Origin of the sequence: Ramlibacter sp., assembly GCA_019635435.1 — a bacterium.
Lineage (GTDB): Bacteria > Pseudomonadota > Gammaproteobacteria > Burkholderiales > Burkholderiaceae_C > JAHBZM01.
The window spans coordinates 2,664,984-2,684,627 of sequence record JAHBZM010000001.1 but is presented as its reverse complement, the minus strand read 5'-3'; the positions used below and the strand labels follow the sequence as shown (position 1 = coordinate 2,684,627).

At 67.6% G+C, this 19,644-nt stretch carries 18 protein-coding genes; 5 read left to right on the top strand and 13 right to left on the bottom strand.

The genetic code is table 11. The features are described from left to right. Positions 1-44: 44 nt before the first annotated feature. Positions 45-956, top strand: coding sequence for a folate-binding protein YgfZ (locus KF796_12955; GenBank protein MBX3587542.1), 912 nt, complete (start codon positions 45-47; stop codon positions 954-956). On the opposite strand, the gene KF796_12950 is transcribed toward KF796_12955, so the two are convergent. The 4 genes from KF796_12950 to KF796_12935 form a co-directional block, all read right to left on the bottom strand. Further along, the gene (locus KF796_12950; GenBank protein MBX3587541.1) at positions 932-3,313 is read right to left on the bottom strand and encodes an O-antigen ligase family protein; all 2,382 of its coding nucleotides are present in this window, start codon (positions 3,311-3,313) and stop codon (positions 932-934) included. The two genes, KF796_12955 and KF796_12950, sit on opposite strands and share 25 nt — an antisense overlap. A gap of 108 nt (positions 3,314-3,421) precedes the next feature. Next, entirely contained in the window at positions 3,422-4,288 is an 867-nt protein-coding gene (locus KF796_12945) for a YbgC/FadM family acyl-CoA thioesterase (GenBank protein MBX3587540.1), read from the bottom strand. Continuing rightward, a complete protein-coding gene (locus KF796_12940) occupies positions 4,285-5,199 on the bottom strand; it encodes an alpha/beta hydrolase (protein ID MBX3587539.1) in 915 nt (304 codons plus the stop codon). The genes KF796_12945 and KF796_12940 overlap by 4 nt, the downstream gene beginning before the upstream one ends. Before the next feature lie 34 nt (positions 5,200-5,233). Beyond that, positions 5,234-6,100 (bottom strand): fumarylacetoacetate hydrolase, encoded by an 867-nt coding sequence (locus KF796_12935; protein ID MBX3587538.1) that lies wholly within the window; start codon positions 6,098-6,100, stop codon positions 5,234-5,236. Positions 6,101-6,151: 51 nt separating this feature from the next. Between KF796_12935 and KF796_12930 the strand changes: the two genes are divergently transcribed. From KF796_12930 to KF796_12920, 3 genes are all read left to right on the top strand, one after another. Next, on the top strand, positions 6,152-7,288 hold the full coding sequence (locus KF796_12930) for an iron-containing alcohol dehydrogenase (GenBank protein MBX3587537.1): 1,137 nt from the start codon (positions 6,152-6,154) through the stop codon (positions 7,286-7,288). 108 nt (positions 7,289-7,396) lie between these two features. Next, complete coding sequence (locus KF796_12925) at positions 7,397-7,936, top strand: AhpC/TSA family protein (GenBank protein ID MBX3587536.1); 540 nt, start codon at positions 7,397-7,399, stop codon at positions 7,934-7,936. Then, positions 7,912-8,532: a TetR/AcrR family transcriptional regulator gene (locus tag KF796_12920; GenBank protein ID MBX3587535.1), complete on the top strand. Its 621-nt coding sequence runs from the start codon at positions 7,912-7,914 to the stop codon at positions 8,530-8,532. The genes KF796_12925 and KF796_12920 overlap by 25 nt, the downstream gene beginning before the upstream one ends. 56 nt (positions 8,533-8,588) lie before the next feature. Here the strand turns inward: KF796_12920 and KF796_12915 are convergent, their stop codons facing one another. Then, positions 8,589-9,686 carry a phospholipase gene (locus KF796_12915; protein ID MBX3587534.1) on the bottom strand — a complete coding sequence of 366 codons (1,098 nt, stop codon included), beginning with the start codon at positions 9,684-9,686 and terminating at the stop codon, positions 8,589-8,591. Continuing rightward, entirely contained in the window at positions 9,683-12,214 is a 2,532-nt protein-coding gene (locus KF796_12910) for an RNA-binding transcriptional accessory protein (protein ID MBX3587533.1), read from the bottom strand. The genes KF796_12915 and KF796_12910 overlap by 4 nt, the downstream gene beginning before the upstream one ends. Before the next feature lie 135 nt (positions 12,215-12,349). Here KF796_12910 and KF796_12905 point away from each other — a divergent pair, with 135 nt between their 5' ends. Next, the gene (locus KF796_12905; GenBank protein ID MBX3587532.1) at positions 12,350-13,081 is read left to right on the top strand and encodes a DUF1223 domain-containing protein; all 732 of its coding nucleotides are present in this window, start codon (positions 12,350-12,352) and stop codon (positions 13,079-13,081) included. A 93-nt stretch (positions 13,082-13,174) separates the two neighbouring features. Here the strand turns inward: KF796_12905 and KF796_12900 are convergent, their stop codons facing one another. From KF796_12900 to KF796_12870, 7 genes are all read right to left on the bottom strand, one after another. Continuing rightward, positions 13,175-13,726: a methylated-DNA--[protein]-cysteine S-methyltransferase gene (locus tag KF796_12900; protein MBX3587531.1), complete on the bottom strand. Its 552-nt coding sequence runs from the start codon at positions 13,724-13,726 to the stop codon at positions 13,175-13,177. Continuing rightward, positions 13,726-14,022, bottom strand: a complete 297-nt coding sequence (locus KF796_12895) for an antibiotic biosynthesis monooxygenase (GenBank protein MBX3587530.1) — start codon at positions 14,020-14,022, stop codon at positions 13,726-13,728. Before KF796_12895 ends, KF796_12900 begins: the two co-directional genes overlap by 1 nt. 32 nt (positions 14,023-14,054) lie before the next feature. Beyond that, positions 14,055-14,960, bottom strand: coding sequence for an SDR family oxidoreductase (locus tag KF796_12890; GenBank protein ID MBX3587529.1), 906 nt, complete (start codon positions 14,958-14,960; stop codon positions 14,055-14,057). Next, positions 14,957-15,919, bottom strand: coding sequence for a glutathione S-transferase family protein (locus KF796_12885; protein ID MBX3587528.1), 963 nt, complete (start codon positions 15,917-15,919; stop codon positions 14,957-14,959). The genes KF796_12890 and KF796_12885 overlap by 4 nt, the downstream gene beginning before the upstream one ends. A gap of 47 nt (positions 15,920-15,966) precedes the next feature. After that, complete coding sequence (locus tag KF796_12880; protein ID MBX3587527.1) at positions 15,967-17,625, bottom strand: isovaleryl-CoA dehydrogenase; 1,659 nt, start codon at positions 17,623-17,625, stop codon at positions 15,967-15,969. A gap of 458 nt (positions 17,626-18,083) precedes the next feature. After that, positions 18,084-19,100: an NADP-dependent oxidoreductase gene (locus KF796_12875; GenBank protein MBX3587526.1), complete on the bottom strand. Its 1,017-nt coding sequence runs from the start codon at positions 19,098-19,100 to the stop codon at positions 18,084-18,086. Between the two features lie 15 nt (positions 19,101-19,115). Continuing rightward, the gene (locus KF796_12870) at positions 19,116-19,631 is read right to left on the bottom strand and encodes a PaaI family thioesterase (GenBank protein ID MBX3587525.1); all 516 of its coding nucleotides are present in this window, start codon (positions 19,629-19,631) and stop codon (positions 19,116-19,118) included. Between the last annotated feature and the right edge of the window lie 13 nt (positions 19,632-19,644).

Sequence of the window (19,644 nt, the reverse complement as noted above, 5' to 3'; positions counted from 1 at the left end):
CCCTACATGCACGAGTGAAATCAGCGGACGATGATAATTCAGCCATGATCCACGCATTGAATGGCATTGCCACCCTGAGTCACCTGGGGGTGATCCGCGTCGAAGGCGCCGACGCCGCCTCCTTCCTGCAGGGCCAGCTGACGCAGGACTTTGCGCTGCTCGGCCCGGCACAGGCTCGCCTCGCGGCGTTCTGCTCGGCCAAGGGCCGGATGCAGGCCAGCTTCATCGGGATCAAGCGCGAAGACGACATCCTGCTCATCTGCAGCCGCGACCTGCTGGCCGCCACGCTCAAGCGACTGTCGATGTTCGTGCTGCGGGCCAAGGCCAGGCTGAGCGACGCGACCGGCCAGTTCGCGCTGTACGGCCTGGTCGGCCCGGCCTGGACGGCACTCAACCCCCAGCCCTCCGAGCCCTGGACCTGTGGCGCCGACGGCCCGGCGCGCTGGGTCACGCTCTACCCCGCGCTGGACCAGCCGCGGGGCCTGTGGATCGGGCCTTCGGACATGGCCGCGCCTGCGGGGCCGGCTCTGAGCCTGGACGACTGGCTGTGGAGCGAGGTGCGCAGCGGCATTGCCACGCTGAGCCAGCCGCTGGTCGATGCCTTTGTGCCGCAGATGCTCAATTACGAATCGGTCGGCGGCGTCAATTTCAAGAAAGGCTGCTATCCGGGCCAGGAGGTGGTGGCGCGCAGCCAGTTTCGCGGCACGCTCAAGCGCCGCGCCTTCATCGCCCATTCGGCTGATGCAGTGACTGCTGGCCAGGAGGTGTTTCATGACGCCGACCCCGAGCAGCCCTGCGGCCTCGTGGTGCAGGCTGCCCCCGCGCCTGGCGGTGGGTTTGAGGCGATCGTGTCGATCCAGCTCAGCGCGTCGGAGCACCGGCTCAGCGCCGGGGCGCCCGACGGCCCCGCCCTGAGCCTGCTGCCCCTGCCCTACTTGCTTGCGGCCGACGTCTGAGCGGCCGCCGCGGGCGGCGCCACCACCACCTTGACCCCCAGCTTGGGGTACAGCGCCTGGGGGATCTGGCCGACCAGGGTCTTGCGTTCTTCCTCAGAAGCGCCTTCCAGCGCCTGCCTGAAGGTGGCCAGGGCCTTGGCTTCGTCCTTCACGCCCGTGAGGTACATGTTGCCCAGCTGCACCAGGCCCGGGTTCTTGCTGCCCGGCCAGCCCTTGTTGCGCAGCTCCATGGCCTTTTCGGCGAACTTGAAGTCACCGGCGCGCCAGCCCAGGATGAAGCCCGCGTTGGCCAGGTCATAGTCGTAAACGTCCTGGGCAATCGCGTCGCGCGCCAGTTCCAGCGCCTTGGGCTCCTTGCCGGTGCGGCTGAGCAGCACCACCTCGAGGGAGCGCACCGAGGGCGCCTTGGGCTGGATCTTCTTGGCGCGCGCCAGGTACTCAAGCGCCTTGTCGGGGTTGCCGGTGGAAGCGTAGCCGCGCGCGATGTTGGACATGATGGCCACGATGTAGGGGCGTGACGAAATCACCGACTCCCAGATCCAGGTCGCGTCCTTCCAGTCGCCCCACTTCGCGGCTTCATCGGCCACCATGGGCGTGATCTTGCGGTAGTGGGGGTTGATGTCGGTGCCCTGCTTGATCAGCGAGAACATCTCGGCCTTGGTCTTGTCCCACTTGGGGTTGTTGTAGTCGTTGGAGGCTGAAATCGTGAGCGCCAGCTTGGTGGCCTTGACGATCTTGCTTTCGCATTCGGCCGCCTGCTGCGTGATGTAGGCCGCCAGGGCCGTGCACACCATCAGTGTCACGGCCATGGCCTGCGAGTAGCCCGGCTTCCAGGCCAGGCGGCTCGCCAGCACCGGGCTGCGCAGGCCCAGCCGGGCATCCGAAGCGGCCAGAATGGCCAGCGACAGCGCAAAAATGGCGCCGGTGCTGGCCATGCGCCACGGGAATCCGGCATTGCTCACGATCAAAAAGGCCAGCAGCCCCGCCAGGGTGATGGCGCGCAGCGGCGCCTCGGCCTGCATGTCGGTGCTTCTGTCGCGCACCGTCCGCCAGGCCGCGTACAGCAGGTAGGACAGCAGTGAGATCAGGAACAGCCAGCCCACCAGACCGTACTCGGCCAGCAGCTGCAGGATTTCGTTGTGGACGTAGTAGTCGGTTTCAAGCTGCGAGCCCTCGGTCTGGTACAGCGGAATGTCCACTTCCCAGGCGCCGGCGCCCACGCCGCTGAGCGGGCGCGCCTTGATGATGCGGGCCGTGGCCTTCCACATGACCAGACGCACAGAGAAGGACTTCTCGGTGTACTCCTCCTTCTTGGTCATGGACAGCGTGCGCGCCAGTCCGCGCTGCAGCGCCGTGAGGCCGCGGGCCTCGACCTTGTTTTCCTCGATCAGCTTGGGATTACCGGTGTGGATCATGCCCAGGCCCAGCACCGTGGCCATGAGCACGCCGCCCGCGATGATGCGCTTGCCCGAGTCCCAGTTCACAAAACCGAACTGCTTGCGGTACAGGTAGAGGATGACGGGCAGCACCAGCAGCAGCATGAACATGGCCGTCAGCGCCGAGCGGGTGCCGGTCATCATGATGGCGACCACGTTGAAGCCGATGGTGAAGGCCAGCAGGAAGATCGTGGCCGACTGTCTGGCGCGCGCCAGCAACAGCACCGAGAACGGCAGCGTGCACACCACGAACTCGGCGAAGAAGTTGCGGTTGACGAAGGTGGAGGCCGGGTTGGGGCCCTGCGGGAAGTATTTGAAGTCCACCCAGAACTGCAGCGCCGTCCATAGCGAGGCGACCACCGCGCCCCAGTGAATGCCCCAGGCCAGTTGCGGCAGGCGCTCGCGCGTGAGCGTGTTCAGGCCGAGCCAGACCAGCCAGCTGAAGATGAACCAGCGGATGGCCTCGACGCCGCCCAGGTAGGTATGCGACCAGACCATGCTGCCCAGCGCATAGACCATCAGCGCCAGCGGCAGCCACATGATGGCGTGCCAGCGCAGGCCGTCGCGCCGGTTGCGCTGGTGCCAGAAGAACAGCAGGCCCGCGCCCAGCGCCGCAAACGACACCACGATGGACTTGAGCGTGTCCTGCAGCATCTCCTCGTGCGGCACGCCCAGTGCCGGCGCGAAGAACATCATCATCGACAGGATCAGCACGGTCCAGTCGCCGCGCGTGATCTCGATCGGCAATGACAGATTGGCCGCCGTGGGTGGCGCAGCCGGGCGGCGGGCGCGTGTGGCGGGGGCGTCACCCAGGGGCAGGCTGCCCGCGGCGTTCAGGGCGGCGGTGCCGCCCGCTGCCGCGTCGGACCGGCCGGCACCAGAGCCAGACCGGTCGGGGGAATTGCGTTTTTTCTTGGCCATGAAGTCTGTACAGAAGGGTCGCGCAGGGGCAAAACCTCTGCCCGGGGCGAACAACCTCGTATTGTCGCCTGTTCCAGCGTTGGTCTTACAGACGGTTGCACAGGTTCCCTAATCGGTGCGCAGAACCGTGAACATTTCGATGTGCGGTATGCCCACCTCGTCAAACGGTACGCCACGCGGGCGAAAGCCCAGCCGCTGGTAAAAGCCCTCGGCGCTGCGCTGCGCGTGCAGCAGCAGCTGCCGGTCACCGCGCTGCGCGGCCGCTTCGGTCAGGGCCTGCAGGATGTCGCGGCCCAGGCTGGCGCCGCGCAGCACCCGGTGCACGGCCATGCGGCCGATCTGGCCCACGCCCGGGCCCGGTTGCAGCAGCCGCCCGGTGGCCAGGGGCTGGCCCAGCCGGTTGCTGGCCACCGCGTGCAGCGCTGTGCGGTCGGCCTCGTCCCACTCCATCTCCATGGGAATGCGCTGCTCGTTCACGAACACCTCGGTGCGCACCCGGGTGGCATCGGCACCCAGCTCGCTCCAGGGCCCGGTGCGCAGCACGACCATGGACTCGCCCGCCTCGTAGCCGGTCAGGATGTCGCGCAGCGCCTGCGGCACGGGCCTGGAGGTCTGCGTGGCCGGGTCGGCAAACACATAGACCAGCTCGCAGGTGATCAGCAGCTCGTCACCCCGGAAGATCGCGCCGGTGAACAGCATCGACGAATTGCCGATGCGCGCGCACTTCATGCCCACGTCGATCTGGTCGTCCATGCGCGCCGAGGCGTGGAACTCCACCGTGGCCTTCTTGACGTACAGGTCGCCGCCCAGCTGGTGCATGGCTTCTTCATACGGCAACGCCAGCGCGCGCCAGTAGTCGGCCACGGCGGTGTCAAAGTACATCAGGTAGTGGGCGTTGAACACGATTTTCTGCATGTCCACCTCGGCCCAGCGCACCCGCAGGCGGTGGAAAAACCGGAAGTCTTGTCTCTTCATGGGGTCAAAGCCTCTTTCATGGCGCGCGCCGCGTCGGCGTGGGCCTGCCGCGCTTCGGGCAGCACACGGCCCATCTTGATGAATTCATGGGTCACCCCACGGTAAATCTGCAGGTCCACGGCCACACCGCTGGCGCGCAGCCGGTCCGCGTACTGCAGGCCCTCGTCGACCAGCGGGTCGCACTCGGCCAGGCCCAGCCAGGCCGGCGCCACGCCGTCCACGTCGGGCGCCAGCAGGGGCGCAAACCGCCAGTCGTCACGGTCGGCGTCGCTGCGCAGGTACTGGCTGAAGAAAAAGTCGATGTGCGCCTGCTCCAGCACCAGGCCCTGTCCGTATCGCGCGTGGGAGTCACTGTCGGCCCGAGGGGCACAGCCGGGGTAGAACAGCAACTGCAAGGCCAGCGGCAACTGCGCATCGCGCGCCAGCAGCGCGCACACGGCGGCCAGCGTGCCGCCGGCGCTGTCTCCGCCCACGGCCAGGCGAGAGGTGTCGGCGCCCAGCGGCGCGCCGTGCTTGGCCAGCCACTGCAGCGCGTCCCAGGCATCGTGAACGGCCGTGGGGAAGCGGTGCTCCGGCCCCATCCGGTAGTCCAGCGACACCACCATGCAGCCGCTGCGCCGGGCCAGTTCGCGGCACAAGGTGTCGTGCGTGGTGACGCTGCCAATGGTGAAGCCGCCACCGTGAAAGTACAGCAGCACGGGCAGACTGCCCTGCGCCGGCGCATACAGGCGCGCCGGCAGCGCCTGGCCGTCGCGCGCGGGAATGTGCAGGTCCTGCACCCGGGGCAGCTCGGGGCGCGGGATTTCCAGCACGCCGGCGCCGGCCTCGTAGGCCGCCCGCGCCTGCACTGGCGTCAGTGTGTGCATGGGCGGGTGGCCGGCGCGCGCCATGCGCGCCAGCACATCCCGCATGGCAGGCGTCAGGGGCGGCGGTGGAAACGCCACCTTATTTGAACTGGACCGACACCGGCGCGGCGCCGGGCAGGCCCTGGTAGGTGGCGGTGACCTTCATGCCGGCCTTGGGCGGCAGCAGCGGCGAGAACGAGCCCAGGCTGATCAGCTCGCCAGGCTTCATGGCCAGGCCTTCCTGCGCCAGGGCCTGGGCCAGCCAGATCACGGCATTGAGCGGATGCTCCAGGATGTCGCTGCCCTTGCCCTTGCCCAGGGTGGCACCGCTGCCATCGCTGAGCACCACGTCCATGTCACGCAGTGCATCGAGCATGGCGTAGCGGTCGCCACGGGTCACAGGCACGGCCACGGGCCTGCCAGCCACGCCCAGGCGCGCGCCCACGTTGATGGCGCTGATGGCCGGGCCATTGAGCTTGGGCGGGGCCTGCACCACGAGGTCGGGCAGCTCGATGAAGGGAATGATCTGGTCAATCGCCATCAGCACATCCATCGGCGTCTTGGCCTGGTTGATGGCCTCGCTGCTCACGCGCACCAGCATGTCGGCCTCGAACAGCGGGCGCGCGCCAAACGCGGCCTCCACCGTGGCGCCGTCTTCCAGCACCATGCCCTCATACAGCTTGCCCCACACGGGCTTGTCATAGCCAAAGCGCTTCTGCACTGCAGAAGCCGTGAGGCCGGCCTTGTAGCCAATCACGTTGCCCAGCCGCAGTTCCAGCAGGGCATTGATCTTGGCGCGGCTGCAGGCACCGTCGGCCTCGCTCAGGCCCTCGGGATTGGCGGCGGGCGCCCGGGCCATGTACTGGTCAACCAGGGCGACGGCCTGTGCATCGGTCAGGCAGGCCGCCATGGGGGCGCCAGCCGCTATCGCCAAGGCGACGGCGATGAGGGTTTGTTTCGTTTTCAAGAAATGTCTCCTGCCTTAAAGTCGGGCTTTGAATCGTACAACGCAACCGCCATGTCCCTCATCTACTACGTCACCCAGATCCAGTTCGACTTTGGCGCCGTGAAGCTGCTCAAGCAGGAGTGCGAGCGCGTCGGCATCACCCGCCCGCTGATCGTGACCGACCCCGGCGTCAAGGCCGCTGGCGTGCTGCAAAAAGCGCTGGACGCCCTGCCCGGCATGACCGTGGCCGTGTTTGACCAGACCCCCTCCAACCCGACCGAGGCCGCCGTGCGCGCAGCCGTTCAGGTCTACAAGGCGAACAACTGCGATGGCCTGATCGCGGTGGGTGGCGGCTCGGCCATCGACTGCGCCAAGGGCGTGGCCATTGCCGCCACGCACGAAGGCCCGCTCACCCACTACGCCACCATCGAGGGCGGCTCGCCGCGCATCACCGAGCGCGCGGCGCCGCTGATCGCCGTGCCCACCACCAGCGGCACCGGCAGCGAGGTGGCGCGCGGCGCCATCATCATCGTGGACGACCACCGCAAGCTGGGCTTTCACTCCTGGAACATCGTGCCCAAGGCCGCCATTTGCGACCCCGAGCTCACGCTGGGCCTGCCGCCCAAGCTCACAGCCGCCACCGGCATGGACGCCATTGCCCACTGCATGGAAACCTTCATGTCGGCGGCCTTCAACCCGCCGGCCGACGGCATTGCGCTGGACGGCCTGGAGCGCGGCTGGGCCCACATCGAGCGCGCCACCACCAACGGCGCCGACCGCGAGGCGCGCTTCAACCTCATGAGCGCCTCGATGCAGGGCGCCATGGCCTTCCAGAAAGGCCTGGGCTGCGTGCACAGCCTGAGCCACAGCCTGGGCGGGGTTGACCCGCGCCTTCATCACGGCACCTTGAACGCCATGTTCCTGCCCGCCGTGGTCACCTTCAACGCAGCGGCCGAGTCGGTGCAAAAGGACAAGCGGCTGGACCGCATGGCCCGCGCCATGGGCTTGCAGTCGGGCAGCGACATCCCCGAGGCCATCAAGGACATGAACGCCCGCCTGGGCCTGCCCACGGGCCTGGCCGCCATGGGGGTGCAGAGTGACTGGTTCGACAAGATCATCACCGGCGCGCTGGCCGACCATTGCCACAAGACCAACCCGCGCATTGCCTCGGTGGACGACTATCAGGCCATGCTGGCGGCCGCCATGTAATAGCCACCCCGACACAGGGCTGCAGCCCCTGAGCCGGCAGCCCGGCTCCAAAAGTTGGACGATCGTCCTGATATACTTGGTCGATCGTCCAACTACTCGGGAGTTTGCATGCACCTTGCCCCGGGGGCCCTGCCCCCAGATCTCATTGCCACTGATTTTTCAGGTGAACCCGTCAGCCTGGGCGCCTTGCGTGGCGCGCCGGTTCTTTTGTCTTTTTACCGGTATGCCTCGTGTCCCGTGTGCAATTTCCGCATGCGCGCCATCATCCAGCACTACCCGCAATGGTCGGAGCACGGCTTGCGCGTCATTTCCGTCTTCCAGTCGCCCGCTGAATCGATCCGCCAGTATGTGGGCCGCCAGGATGCGCCCTTCCCCATCGTCGCGGACCCGGCCATGACCCACTACAGGCGGTTTGGCGTGGAAACGCGCTGGCGCGGGCTGGTTTCGTGGCGGGTCATGACCACGGCTTTCAAGGCTTTCCGAAGCGGCTTCCTGCCGGGCAAGGTGGACGGGCCGTTTGAAAGAACCCCGGCGGATTTCCTGATCGCGCCAGACGGGCGCATTGCTGTGGCCCACTACGGGGCCGATATTGATGACCACATCCCGATCGCTACCATCACGCAATGGCTAAAAGCACCGCAGAACTGAACACACCCGAAGCGCCGCCCGTGGCGGCAGGCAAAGGCGCGGTCAACCGGCAGAAAATCGTCCATGCCGCGCTGAACCTCTTCATGGAACGCGGTTACGCAGAAACATCGATCGGCGATATTGCCGAGCACGCGGGCTTGCTGAAGGGCAACCTGTCGTACTACTTCAAGACCAAGGCCGAGATGCTCGAATCGGTCTCTGACGCCCGCATGGAAGAGCTCTTTGGGCGACTCAAGGCCTTGCTGCCGGCCGATGCCAGCGCGCTGGTGTCGATCAAGGCCTTCATTCAGGTGACCCAGGACTCGGCGCATGAGCTGGCGCGCGTGGGCTGCCCCGTGGGCACGCTGGCCAGCCAGCTCGGCAAGACCGATCCGGCCCTCCAGCCCTATGCGTCGCGCATTCTGGAGGCCCTGCAGGCCTGGCTGGTGGGCCAGTTTGCGCGCGAGTTGCCTGCCGCCAAGGCCCGGCAACACGCCGAATTTTTGCTGACCCTGCTGCAGGGCGCCGCCGTGATGGCCCATGCGTTTCGCGACCCGGCGCTGGTCGATCGCCAGGCAAAGCTCGCGAAGGCCTGGCTCACTGACGTATTGGCCTGACGCCTGTGCAACCCCGGGTGTTGGCCGCGTGGCTGGACTCACGGGCCCGGGCTTGGCTATAGCGCCTGAACCCCTGAGGCATTGCCGGTTGCCAGCCACTGCGCAAACTCGTCGGCCAGCTGCCGGCTGGCCGACGTGGCCGTGCTCCAGGCCTTGACGCGGGCGTCCAGGTCCTGCCCGTAGCGCGTGAAATCGGTGCGGTCGGGCAGCTTGCCGTTGGGCAGCGTCTGGACCCACTCGGGGTTGGGCGCGAGCACGATGGTGCTGTCCAGGAAATGGGTGGCGCCATGGCGCCATTTCAGGCCCTTGTCGAGCCAGCCCGGCACCACGGCTTTCTGGAAATGCGGGTACAGCACCAGCCCCTGCCCGGCCTGGGCGTTGTAGTTCAGGTGCAGGTGGTAGTCGGTGATGCCGCCGTCCCAATACGCGCCGGGCGGCGCGCCCGGAATGTCGTGGATGGCCTTGAGCACGAACGGGATCGAGCAACTGGCCTGCAGCGCGGCGTTGAAATTGGCCTCGCTCAGGCTGACCTGCCGCGTGCGGTAGTCGGCCGTGGCAAACGGCAGCGCTGCGTGCGCAGCCCCGCCCACGGTGTCGGGCGACGAGAACACCACGCGCTCCAGCCAGGCACCCATGGCCTTGCGGTGCACGCTGTTGGTCAGAAAGGCCCCCAGGTAGCCCAGCGGTGTGCGCAGGCCGTGCTCGCGCCCCAGCACGTGGCGCCCGCGCGAGGTGACCACGTGCAGCTTGTAGCGCGGGTGCTGCAGCACCTCGTTGACCCGGCCGCCATAGAACGCCTTGAGGTTGCTGCCAAACAGCTCGCTCACATGGGCCGCCGTGGGGCGCTTCTGGCCCGGCTGCAGCTCGTAGTGCTGGCGGATGTAGTCATTCTCCAGCCGCTCGAAGGCCTGCACCGGCTGGTCCAGGCAGGCCGTGGCCATGCGCCAGGCCCCGATGGAAGCGCCCACCAGGTGAACCGGCTGGTTGCTTTGCGGCAGCCACTCGCCAAACAGGAAGCGGTCCAGCGGCCCGAGGATCAGCCCCTTGGGCCCGCCCGCCGCGCCGGGCACCACGCCCACATCCTGCGGGCGCAGACCCTGCTGTTCAATATGGGCGCGCGCCCTGGGGCCGGCGTAGATGCGCAGGGCTTTCATGGTGATTTGCGCAGGCCCTGCAGCTTGGCAAAGGCGCCGGCCATGGCGGTGCTGGCCGGTGCCTCATGGCGCCGGCCTGCGCCCTGCTGGCCGCGCCCGGCGCTTTCAAAGCGGTTGTCGCGCGGGCCATCGCGGCGCGCGGGTGCGTCACCGAGCTTCATGCTCAGGCCGATGCGCTTGCGCGCCACGTCCACCTCCATGACCTTGACCTTGACGATGTCGCCGGTCTTGACAACCTCGCGCGCGTCGTTGACGAACTTGTGGCTGAGCTGGCTCACGTGCACCAGCCCGTCCTGGTGCACGCCCAGGTCGATGAAGGCGCCAAAGGCGGCCACGTTGCTGACCGTGCCCTCCAGCACCATGCCTTCCTTCAGATCGGCAATGTCTTCCACGCCGTCGTTGAAGCGCGCCACCTTGAAATCGGGGCGCGGGTCGCGGCCGGGCTTCTCGAGTTCGGTGACGATGTCCTTCACCGTGATCACCCCAAACTTCTCATTGGCAAACAGCTCGGGCTTGAGGGTCTTGAGCATGTCGGCGCGGCCCATGAGCTCGGTCACGGGCTTGCCGGTCTGCGCCATCATCTGCTCGACCACGGGGTAGGTTTCGGGGTGCACGCCGGTCATGTCCAGCGGGTTGTCGCCGCCACGGATGCGCAGGAAGCCCGCGCTCTGCTCAAAGGTCTTGGCGCCCAGGCCACTCACGTCCATCAGTTGCTTGCGGTTCCTGAAAGCCCCATTGGCCTCGCGCCAGCGCACCACGGCCTTGGCCACCGTGCCCGACAGGCCCGACACCCGCGACAGCAGCGGCACGCTGGCGGTGTTCAGATCCACCCCCACCGAGTTCACGCAGTCCTCGACCACGGCCTCCAGCGTGCGGGCCAGCTCGCTCTGGTTCACGTCGTGCTGGTACTGGCCTACGCCAATGCTCTTGGGGTCGATCTTGACCAGCTCGGCCAGCGGGTCCTGCAAGCGCCGCGCAATGCTGGCCGCGCCGCGCAGGCTCACGTCCACATCCGGCATTTCCTGGCTGGCGAATTCGCTGGCGCTGTAGACCGAGGCGCCGGCTTCGCTGACGACGACTTTTTCGATGCTGCCCGTTTGTTTCACCGTTCGGGCTGAGCTTGGCCTGTCCTGAGCTGGTCGAAGGGTCGAAGCCTGGGTTTCGACAGGCTCAACGCGAACGGTTTGGGATGGGGATGGGGATTGGGCCCGCGCCTTGCCCATCAGCTTGATCAGATCAGCCGCCAGCTTGTCCGTCTCGCGGCTCGCGGTGCCATTGCCGATGGCGATCAGGTTCACGCCGTGTTTCTGGCACAGCGCGTCCAGGGTGTGCAGCGCGCCGTCCCAGTCGCGCCTCGGCTCATGCGGGTACACGGTGGCTGTGTCCACCAGCTTGCCCGTGGCATCGACCACCGCCACCTTGACGCCGGTGCGGATGCCCGGGTCCAGGCCCATGACCACGCGCGGGCCGGCGGGCGCGGCCAGCAGCAGGTCGCGCAGGTTGTCGGCAAAGACCTTGATGGCCACCTTCTCGGCCTCTTCGCGCAGGCGGGTGAACAGGTCGCGCTCGGTGGACAGGCTGAGCTTGACGCGCCAGGTCCAGGCCACGCACTTGCGCAGCAGGTCGTCGGCCGGGCGGCCGGCATGGCTCCAGCCCAGGTGCAGGGCGATCTTGCCTTCGGCCAGGGAAACAGCCGCTCGGGCTGAGCCAGGCCTGTCCTGAGCCGGTCGAAGGGTCGAAGCCCCTTCGACTAGCTCAGGGCGAACGGCATCGGGCACCACCAGCTTGGCCTCCAGCACCTCCAGCTGCCGCCCCCGGAACACCGCCAGCGCGCGGTGCGAGGGCACGCGGCCGATGGGCTCATCGTAGTCAAAGTAGTCGCGGAACTTGGCCACATCGGGGTGGTTCTCGTCCTTGCCGGCCGCGAGCTGGCTGCGCAGCAGGCCTTCAGACCACAGCCACTGGCGCAGGCCCTGCACCAGGGCCGGGTCTTCGGCCCAGCGCTCGCTCAGGATGTCGCGCACGCCGTCCAGCACGGCGGGCACGGTCGAGAAGTCGGCGCCAGGCTTGCCGTCGTCCAGCACCTCGGCCGGGCGGGTGAAGGCGGCAGCCTCGGCGGCCGGGTCCAGCGTGGGGTCGGCAAACAGCTTGTCGGCCAGTGGCTCGATGCCGGCTTCGCGCGCCATCTGCCCTTTGGTGCGGCGCTTCTGCTTGAACGGCAGGTACAGGTCTTCCAGCTCCTGCTTGGTGGCCACGGTGGCAATCGCGGCGCGCAGCGCGGGCGTGAGCTTGCCCTGCTCGTCGATGGCTTTGAGCACGGCCTCGCGGCGTTCCTCGAGCTCGCGCAGATAGCTCAGCCGGTATTCGAGCTCGCGCAGCTGCACGTCGTCCAGCCCCCCCGTCACCTCCTTGCGGTAGCGGGCAATGAAAGGCACGGTGGCGCCACCGTCCAGCAACTCCACCGCCGCCAGCACCTGGCGGGGCTGGACCTTGATCTCGGCGGCAATCTGCTCAATGATTTTCTGCATTCTGAAAAATTCTCGGCTCTCTGCGGTCACGGGGAAAAGAGGCGGCAGTTTGCCACAGGCACCTCTGCGCCTCTGTAAGGTCCGGCACTGCCCCGCGACCTACCGGTGTTCGAGCATTCCCTTGAAGGAGCCACCATGCGCACACCCTCCTCCCTCCTGCTGGCCAGCACCCTGATGGCCGCTGCCGTCAGCACCGCCACCGCCGCCACCTGCGAGGCCCGCTCGGCGGCCACGCTCACGCCCGTCATCGAGCTCTACACCTCCGAAGGCTGCAGTTCCTGCCCGCCGGCGGACCGCTGGCTGTCCACGCTCAAACCCGTGGCCGCGCAGGGCAAGGCGGTGGTGCAGGCCTTTCATGTGGGCTACTGGGACTACATCGGCTGGGTGGACCGCTTTGCCTCGCCGGCCTACACCACGCGCCAGCGCGCGATTGCGGCCCTCAACCGCCAGAACAGCATCTACACCCCGCAGCTGGTGCGCAATGGCCAGGACTGGCATGACTACGACCGCGCGACCGCCGCAGGCGGGCCGGCGCGCGCCAGCATCAGCCTCGCGCGCAGCGGGCCCGACGCCTTTGAGGCCACGGTGACGCCGGCCGAAGGCGTGGGCGGCTGGGGCGCCTACTGGACGGTGACCGAGAACGGCCACAGCAGCAAGGTCAAGGCGGGTGAAAACGCCGGCGAACTGCTGCAGCACGACTTTGTGGTGCGCCAGTATGTGCCGGCCGGGGACTACAAGGGCCCGTCCAAGCTGACGCTGCGCACGGTGGCGGGTGACGCGGCCCATCCGCGGCAGGTCAACCTCGTGGTGTTTGAACCCGCCACGGGCAAAACGCTGCAGGCGCTGAGCCTGCAGTGCAGCAGCTGAAGCCTGCTTTACTCCTGAATTGATAGCACGCAGTGGCCGCCCCGCCTGGACTCCAGCCACTTTTGGCTTGAAACCAGCCCGGAAACCGAGGTGTCAGGGCGCTGCGTCGAACAGGCCGGGCTCGTTGCCAAAGCGCGCGCGCTCGGCCAGCAGCATTCTGAGTTTGGTGTCCACGCCGCCACTGGCCGAGAAGCCGCCCCCGCGGCTGCCCGCGGCCAGCACACGGTGGCAGGGCACGACGGGCGCAAACGGGTTGTGGCCCAGCGCCTGGCCCACGGCACGCGCGGCGCCGGGTTCGTTCAAGGCGGCGGCGACCTCGCCATAGGTCATGGTGCGGCCGGGCGGGATGGCGCGCGCGATGGCGTACACGCGCTGGTGGAACGGCGGCACGCCGGTCATGTCCAGTGGCAGGTCGCTCAGGTCGTCAGGCGCCCCGTTCAACGCGGCCACGATGCGGACCATCGCCCGGGCGACCCAGGCCGGCGGCTCGGCCTGCACGGTGCCTTCTGGTGCGGCGCGCAGCAGACGGGCCGCGGTGCGTGCATCGTCGGGTTCGGGCAATTGCACCGCGGTGATCACGCCGTCGCCCCGCCAGGCCAGGCCGCAGCGGCCAATCGGCGTCTCGAACAGCGTGAAACCGTCCATCAGCGCGGCAGGGGCTGGGCCTCGTAGAGGTTCAGCGTGGGCGCGCCCTCCGACAGCCCGGCCAGGACCTTGCCGAACTGGCGCGAGGCCGGCACCGCAAAGTGGGCCTGGAGCGCGTCCATGCTGGCCCACTCCTCCACAAACACCAGGCGCCGCGGGTTCTCGGCGTCGATGTGCACGGCGTGCGAAAGGCAGCCCGGTTCGGCGCGCGAGCGGTGGACATGCTCCAGGCTCAGCGCCAGCGCTGCTTCAAGCTGGTCGGCGCGGGCTACCGCGCTGCCGGTCACGAGGATCATGGGGTTCTCCTTGAGGTCTGTATCAACGTGTCTCAGGCGGCGCGCAGCGCGGCCTTGAGCCCGGCGCCGATCTCGGGCTTGTCGACAAACGGGTCGGTGGGGTTGCGCGCCTGCAGGATGTCTTCCAGCCGCGTCTGCACCGAGTTGATGGCCTTGGGGTGGCTGTAGATGTAGAACTGGTTGGCGGCGATGGCGTCAAACACCTTTTGCGCCACATCCGCCGCGGTGATCTTGCCCGAGCCCACGGCCTTGTCGCTCATGGCCTGGCCGATGAGCTGGCTCTTTGTCGGCTTGTCGGCCTTGAGTTCGCCGGGGCGGTTGCGGTGGCTCTGGCTGATGCCGGTGGCCACAAAGAAGGGGCACAGCACGCTGGCGCCGACCTGGTCGGTCACCAGGCTCAGGTCCTGGTACAGCGTTTCGGTGAGGCTGACCACGGCGTGCTTGCTCACGTTGTACACCCCCATGTTGGGCGGGTTGAGCAGGCCGGCCATGCTGGCGGTGTTGACGATGTGGCCGCGGTAGGCCGGGTCTTGCGCCGCGGCCTCGAGCATCATGGGCGTGAACAGGCGCACGCCGTGCACCACGCCCCAGACGTTGACGCCCAGCACCCATTCCCAGTCGGCCACGGAGTTTTCCCAGATCAGGCCGCCCGAGCCCACGCCGGCGTTGTTGAAGACGAAGTGCGGTGCGCCAAAGCGCTCTTTCACGGCGGCGGCCAGGGCCTCCATCGGGCCGGCCTTGGCCACGTCCACCTTGCGGGCCAGCACCTGGGCGCCGGCGGCCTGCATTTCGGCGGCGGCCTTGTCCAGTGCGTCCTGCTGAACATCGACCAGCACCAGGTTCATGCCCAGCCGGGCGCCAATGCGCGCACATTCGAGCCCGAAGCCCGAGCCTGCGCCGGTGAGAACGGCGGTCTTGCCTTTGAAGTCCTGGATCATGCCTCTGCCTTTTTCATGATGTAGCCAATGCGGGGAAAGTGCACGTGCACGGTGCCGGCACGCTCGTCGGTGCGGCGCAGCGTGTAGTGCGTGCGGGTGGCGGCCACCAGTTCGCCTTCGGTGGCCTCGGGGCCAAAGCTCTCGGCCGTGATGGCCACCTGGCTTCCCAGTGGAATGCCGTGGTCGTCCTGGAAGCTGTGGCCGTGCAGCAGGTTGGCCGGCGCGGGGTTCGCCGCGGCCACGGCAATCGCGTCGGCCGCGGTCATGGGGCTGGAGCTGCCGTGGCCGATGGCGGCCATGCGGTCCATCCAGGCCAGCACCGAGGGGGTGGCGTCCAGGATGCCCGCCATGCAGGAGGTTTGCGTGCGCGTGAACCACAGCGGGTGGTAGGCCGCAAAGTCGGCCACGCAGGGCGCGTTGCCCAGCAGGTAGGGCTGGTCGTCCACCATGTGGGCCAGGCGGCGCAGGTAGCCCTTGTAGGCCGAGGTGGCGTCACCCAGCGGCATGCGGGGCATGCCCAGGCGCATTTTGGCGCGGTCTTCACCAAAGGCCTTGGCCATGCCGCCCCATTTTTCGATGGGCGCATCGGGGCTGCCGCCAAACATCTGGGCCGTGCCGCGCGGCGAGAAGTTGTAGGCCATGGCGGCCCAGAAGAGCTTTTCGTCGGCCCATTGGGCGATCAGCCGGGACACCCCTTTAAGTCCGGCCGGGAACAGCGCGGGCTCGGGCTGCACGTGCTCCAGCACCTCGCAGATCAGGGCGGTGTCGCAGTAAATGTCGGAACCCACCTGCAGGAAAGGCGTCTTGCGGTAGCCGCCAGTGAGCGCGACCACATCGGGCTTGGGGCTGATGCGGGGCACGTCCACGGCCTTCCAGGCGAGTTTCTTGGCGCCAAAGATCAGGCGCACCTTCTCTGAAAAAGGCGAGGTGTCGTAATGGTGAAAAATCAGGTCGGCCATGCGGTGTCTCCAGGTTTGTGTGTGATGTGTTGGGCGGGTGGCGCGGCTCAGACCTGGCGGGGCTGGGCGCGGGCCAGCAGGGTGTCGAAGTCGGTGTTGGCGCCCAGCGTGCCAAAGGCCTGGCCCCAGTTGCCGCCCAGGCGCGAGTCGCAGAAGGCGCTGAAGACGGCGGCCGGCGCGGTCTGGCACAGCAGCGCGGCCTGCACGGCCAGCGCCACGTCCTGCGCGAGGCGGCGCGCTTCAAGCTCGCTCGCCATGTCCTCGACACGCGTGGGCAGCGCGGCGGCCAGCCGGTCTAGCGCGGGGTGGGCGCCTTTGGCCGGGGCCAGCTCATGCGCCAGCGCGGCGGCGGCGTCGGCCTTGCGCAAGGCGCGCAGCAGGTCGATGGCCATGATGTTGCCGGCACCTTCCCAGATGGAGTTGAGCGGCATTTCGCGGTAGATGCGGGCCATGATGCCTTCGCCGCCCTCCTCCACATAGCCGTTGCCACCCAGGCATTCCATGGCCTCCTGCGCGAAGTGGCTGCCGCGCTTGCAGATCCAGAACTTGGCCACGGGCGTGAGCAGCCGGGCCATGACTTTTTCATGCGCGTCGCCGGGCCGGTCAAAGGCCCGCGCCAGCCGGATGGCCAGTGCCGTGGCAGCTTCGGATTCGAGCGCGAGATCGGCCAGCACATTGCGCATCAGGGGCTGGTCGATCAGCCGCTTGCCAAAGGCCTGGCGCTGGCTGGTGTGGTTCAGGGCAATGCCCAGCGCCTGGCGCATCAGGCCGCTGGTGCCCAGGGCGCAGTCCAGCCGCGTCATGGTGCCCATCTCCAGAATCTGTGGAACGCCGCGCCCCTCGTCGCCCACCAGCCAGGCGCTGGCGCCGTGGAACTCCACCTCGGAGCTGGCGTTGGCCTTGTTGCCCAGCTTGTCCTTGAGGCGCTGGATGCGGATGGCGTTGAGGCGGCCGTCGGGCAACACGCGCGGCAAAAACAGGCAGCTCAGGCCGCTGGCGGTCTGCGCAAGGATCAAAAAAGCGTCGCACATGGGCGCCGAAAAGAACCACTTGTGGCCCGTGACGCTGAAGCGCTGGCCCCAGTCGTCGGTGCCCGCCGCCTCGGCGCGCGTGGTGTTGGCCCGCACGTCGGAGCCGCCCTGCTTCTCGGTCATGCCCATGCCCATGGTCAGGCCGGCCTTGTCGCGCCAGAGCTTGAGCGCGGGGTCGTAGGCTCGGGCGGCCAGGCCGGGGCCCCAGTCGCGGTAGACCGCGGCATTGCTGCGCAGCGCCGGCGTGACCGCGTAGGTCATGGAGATGGGGCACAGGATGGACGGCTCCAGCTCGGTGAACAGCATGAAGCCGGCGGCGCGCTGCACATGCGGCGAGGCGCCCCTGCCCTCACCCTCTCCCAGCCACGGCGTGCCGTGCAGGCCGGCGCCCGTGGCGGCCTGCATCAGCGCGTGGTAGCTCGGGTGAAACTCCACCTGGTCTACCCGGTGGCCAAAGCGGTCGTGGGTGTGCAGTTCAGGATGGTGGATATTGGCCAGCCGTGCGTGCGTCTGCATGGCCTCGCTGCCCAGGATGGCGCCGAGGGTATGCAGCGCTGAAGTGTCCAGCTGCGGTGCGTTGAACTTGAGTGCGGCCTTGAGCGGCTGGTTGCCGTCAAAGAGGTTGTAGTTGACCAGCGGGTTGGGCTGGTTGAAGACTTCGTGGGTCAGGTCCATTTCTTGTCTCCTTGGTGGTTTGCGGTTGCTGCTTCGCAGCGGGCATTGAGCTGCGGGGGCTCACACTGGGGCGGTTGGCGCGTTGCGCCAACTGCGCTGCGATGCTCACCGCAGGGTCGCACCGCAGAACTCGCTACGCGCGCTTTGCGCGCTGCGCTCAGACAGCTGCGGTGAGTCAGATGACGAAGCAGGCTTTGCCCGCCGACCCTGCGCCTGCGCTTCTCGCCGCCCCAGAGATCGCCCCCGCAGCCCAATGCCCGCTGCGAAGCGAAGAAGTGGCTCGTCAATTGTGGGCACGCCAACCCTGTTTCAGCAAAGGCGTGTGCGCATGCCCGGCAGCGCGCCTCTGAAGCGCCGAGCAGGGCAGTCGCCGCAGGCGACCGCTTCAGTGAAGCGTTGCCGGGTATCCGCACACGCCTTTGCCGCACAGCCATGTCCACCAGTCAACGCCGCGAGTCTCAGATCAGCTTGACGACCTGCTTGCCAAAGTTCTTGCCCTTGAGCAAGCCCAGGAAGGCCTCGGGCGCAGCGGCCAGGCCCTCGGCCACCGACTCGCGCGGACGCAGCTTGCCGGTGCCAACCAGCATGCCGAGTTCCTTCAGCGCTTCCGGCCACACTTCCATGTGCTCGCTCACGATGAAGCCCTGGATCTTCAGGCGGTTGGTCAGGATCAGTTGCGGGTAGGCCATGGGCAGCGGCTGGCCGTCGTAGCCGGCGATCATGCCGCACAGGGCGATCTTGCCGAAGGCGTTCATGCGGGTCAGCACGGCGTCCAGGATCATGCCGCCCACGTTTTCAAAATAGCCGTCAATGCCGTCGGGGCAGGCTTCCTTGAGCGCCTTGGACAGCGAGGCCGCGTCCTTGTGCAGCTTGTAGTCGATGCAGACATCAAAGCCCAGTTCGTCCACCGCGTACTTGCACTTGTCGGGCCCGCCCGCGATGCCCACGGCGCGGCAGCCGCGGGCCTTGGCCAGTGCGCCAAAAGCACTGCCCACCGCGCCCGTGGCGGCGCTGACCACCACGGTCTGGCCGGCCTTGGGCTCGATGATCTTCACCAGGCCGTACCAGGCCGTGACGCCGGGCATGCCCACGGCGCCCAGGTAGTGGCTCAGCGGCACATGGGTGGTGTCGACCTTGCGCAGGGCGCCCACCTGGTCGCCATTGACCACGCTGTATTCCTGCCAGCCGCCGAAGCCCACCACCTTGTCGCCCACGGCGTACTTGGCGTTGCGGCTTTCCACCACCTCGCCCACCGTGCCGCCCTGCATGACCTGGCCCAGAGGCTGGGGCGCGGCGTAGCTCTTGGCGTCGTTCATGCGGCCGCGCATGTACGGGTCCAGGCTCATGAAGTGGTGGCGCACCAGCACCTGGCCCTCTTCGAGCGCGGGCGTTTCGGTGGTCACGAGCTTGAAATTGCTGGCCGTGGCCTCGCCCGTGGGGCGGTTGTCCAGAAGGATCTGCTGGTTCTTGGGCATGGAAAGTCTCCTTGTTCAGTCGGTTGAAATCACGTTCAGGGGGTTGGCGCTTCTGGGCCCGGTGGGCAGGCGCTTCACGTACTTGAACGTGCCGGTGGCGTGGGCACAGGTCTTGCCCTCGCCGTCAAAAATGGTGGCTTCCACGAAAGCCATGGTGGCGGTGCGGTGGATCAGCCGGCCCTTGCCGCTGAGCTTGCCGCGCGCGGGCTGCATGAAGCTGGTCTTCATCTCGATGGTGACCACGCCCATGTCCTTTTGCACGCTGCGCGCGGCCACGGCCATGCTCACGTCCAGCAGGGTCATGGAGGCGCCACCGTGCGTCACACCAAACGAGTTGAGGTGTTCGGGTTTGGGCTCGTAGTCAATCTGCGACTGGCCGCCCTCAAACAGCACCAGGTCAAAGCCCAGGTGATTGACGAAAGGAATATCGACGCCGAACTTCACAAATCCCTCCCATTCGGGGCCAGCGCAGAACCGGCTTTGCCGGGCTGCTGGTGGCGCCCCCTTGAGGGGGAGGCGCCGCAGGCGCATCGGGGGTGGTTCA

Coding starts and splice junctions, on each gene's coding strand:
- KF796_12950 (MBX3587541.1), bottom strand. CDS start 3,313: ATGGCCAAGAAAAAACGCAATTCCCCCGACCGGTCTGGCTCTGGTGCC.
- KF796_12895 (MBX3587530.1), bottom strand. CDS start 14,022: ATGATCCTCGTGACCGGCAGCGCGGTAGCCCGCGCCGACCAGCTTGAA.
- KF796_12870 (MBX3587525.1), bottom strand. CDS start 19,631: ATGCGCCTGCGGCGCCTCCCCCTCAAGGGGGCGCCACCAGCAGCCCGG.
- KF796_12945 (MBX3587540.1), bottom strand. CDS start 4,288: ATGAAGAGACAAGACTTCCGGTTTTTCCACCGCCTGCGGGTGCGCTGG.
- KF796_12955 (MBX3587542.1), top strand. CDS start 45: ATGATCCACGCATTGAATGGCATTGCCACCCTGAGTCACCTGGGGGTG.
- KF796_12920 (MBX3587535.1), top strand. CDS start 7,912: ATGGCTAAAAGCACCGCAGAACTGAACACACCCGAAGCGCCGCCCGTG.
- KF796_12925 (MBX3587536.1), top strand. CDS start 7,397: ATGCACCTTGCCCCGGGGGCCCTGCCCCCAGATCTCATTGCCACTGAT.
- KF796_12880 (MBX3587527.1), bottom strand. CDS start 17,625: ATGGACCTGACCCACGAAGTCTTCAACCAGCCCAACCCGCTGGTCAAC.
- KF796_12910 (MBX3587533.1), bottom strand. CDS start 12,214: ATGCAGAAAATCATTGAGCAGATTGCCGCCGAGATCAAGGTCCAGCCC.
- KF796_12930 (MBX3587537.1), top strand. CDS start 6,152: ATGTCCCTCATCTACTACGTCACCCAGATCCAGTTCGACTTTGGCGCC.
- KF796_12885 (MBX3587528.1), bottom strand. CDS start 15,919: ATGGCCGACCTGATTTTTCACCATTACGACACCTCGCCTTTTTCAGAG.
- KF796_12900 (MBX3587531.1), bottom strand. CDS start 13,726: ATGGACGGTTTCACGCTGTTCGAGACGCCGATTGGCCGCTGCGGCCTG.
- KF796_12905 (MBX3587532.1), top strand. CDS start 12,350: ATGCGCACACCCTCCTCCCTCCTGCTGGCCAGCACCCTGATGGCCGCT.
- KF796_12875 (MBX3587526.1), bottom strand. CDS start 19,100: ATGCCCAAGAACCAGCAGATCCTTCTGGACAACCGCCCCACGGGCGAG.
- KF796_12915 (MBX3587534.1), bottom strand. CDS start 9,686: ATGAAAGCCCTGCGCATCTACGCCGGCCCCAGGGCGCGCGCCCATATT.
- KF796_12940 (MBX3587539.1), bottom strand. CDS start 5,199: ATGCGGGATGTGCTGGCGCGCATGGCGCGCGCCGGCCACCCGCCCATG.
- KF796_12890 (MBX3587529.1), bottom strand. CDS start 14,960: ATGATCCAGGACTTCAAAGGCAAGACCGCCGTTCTCACCGGCGCAGGC.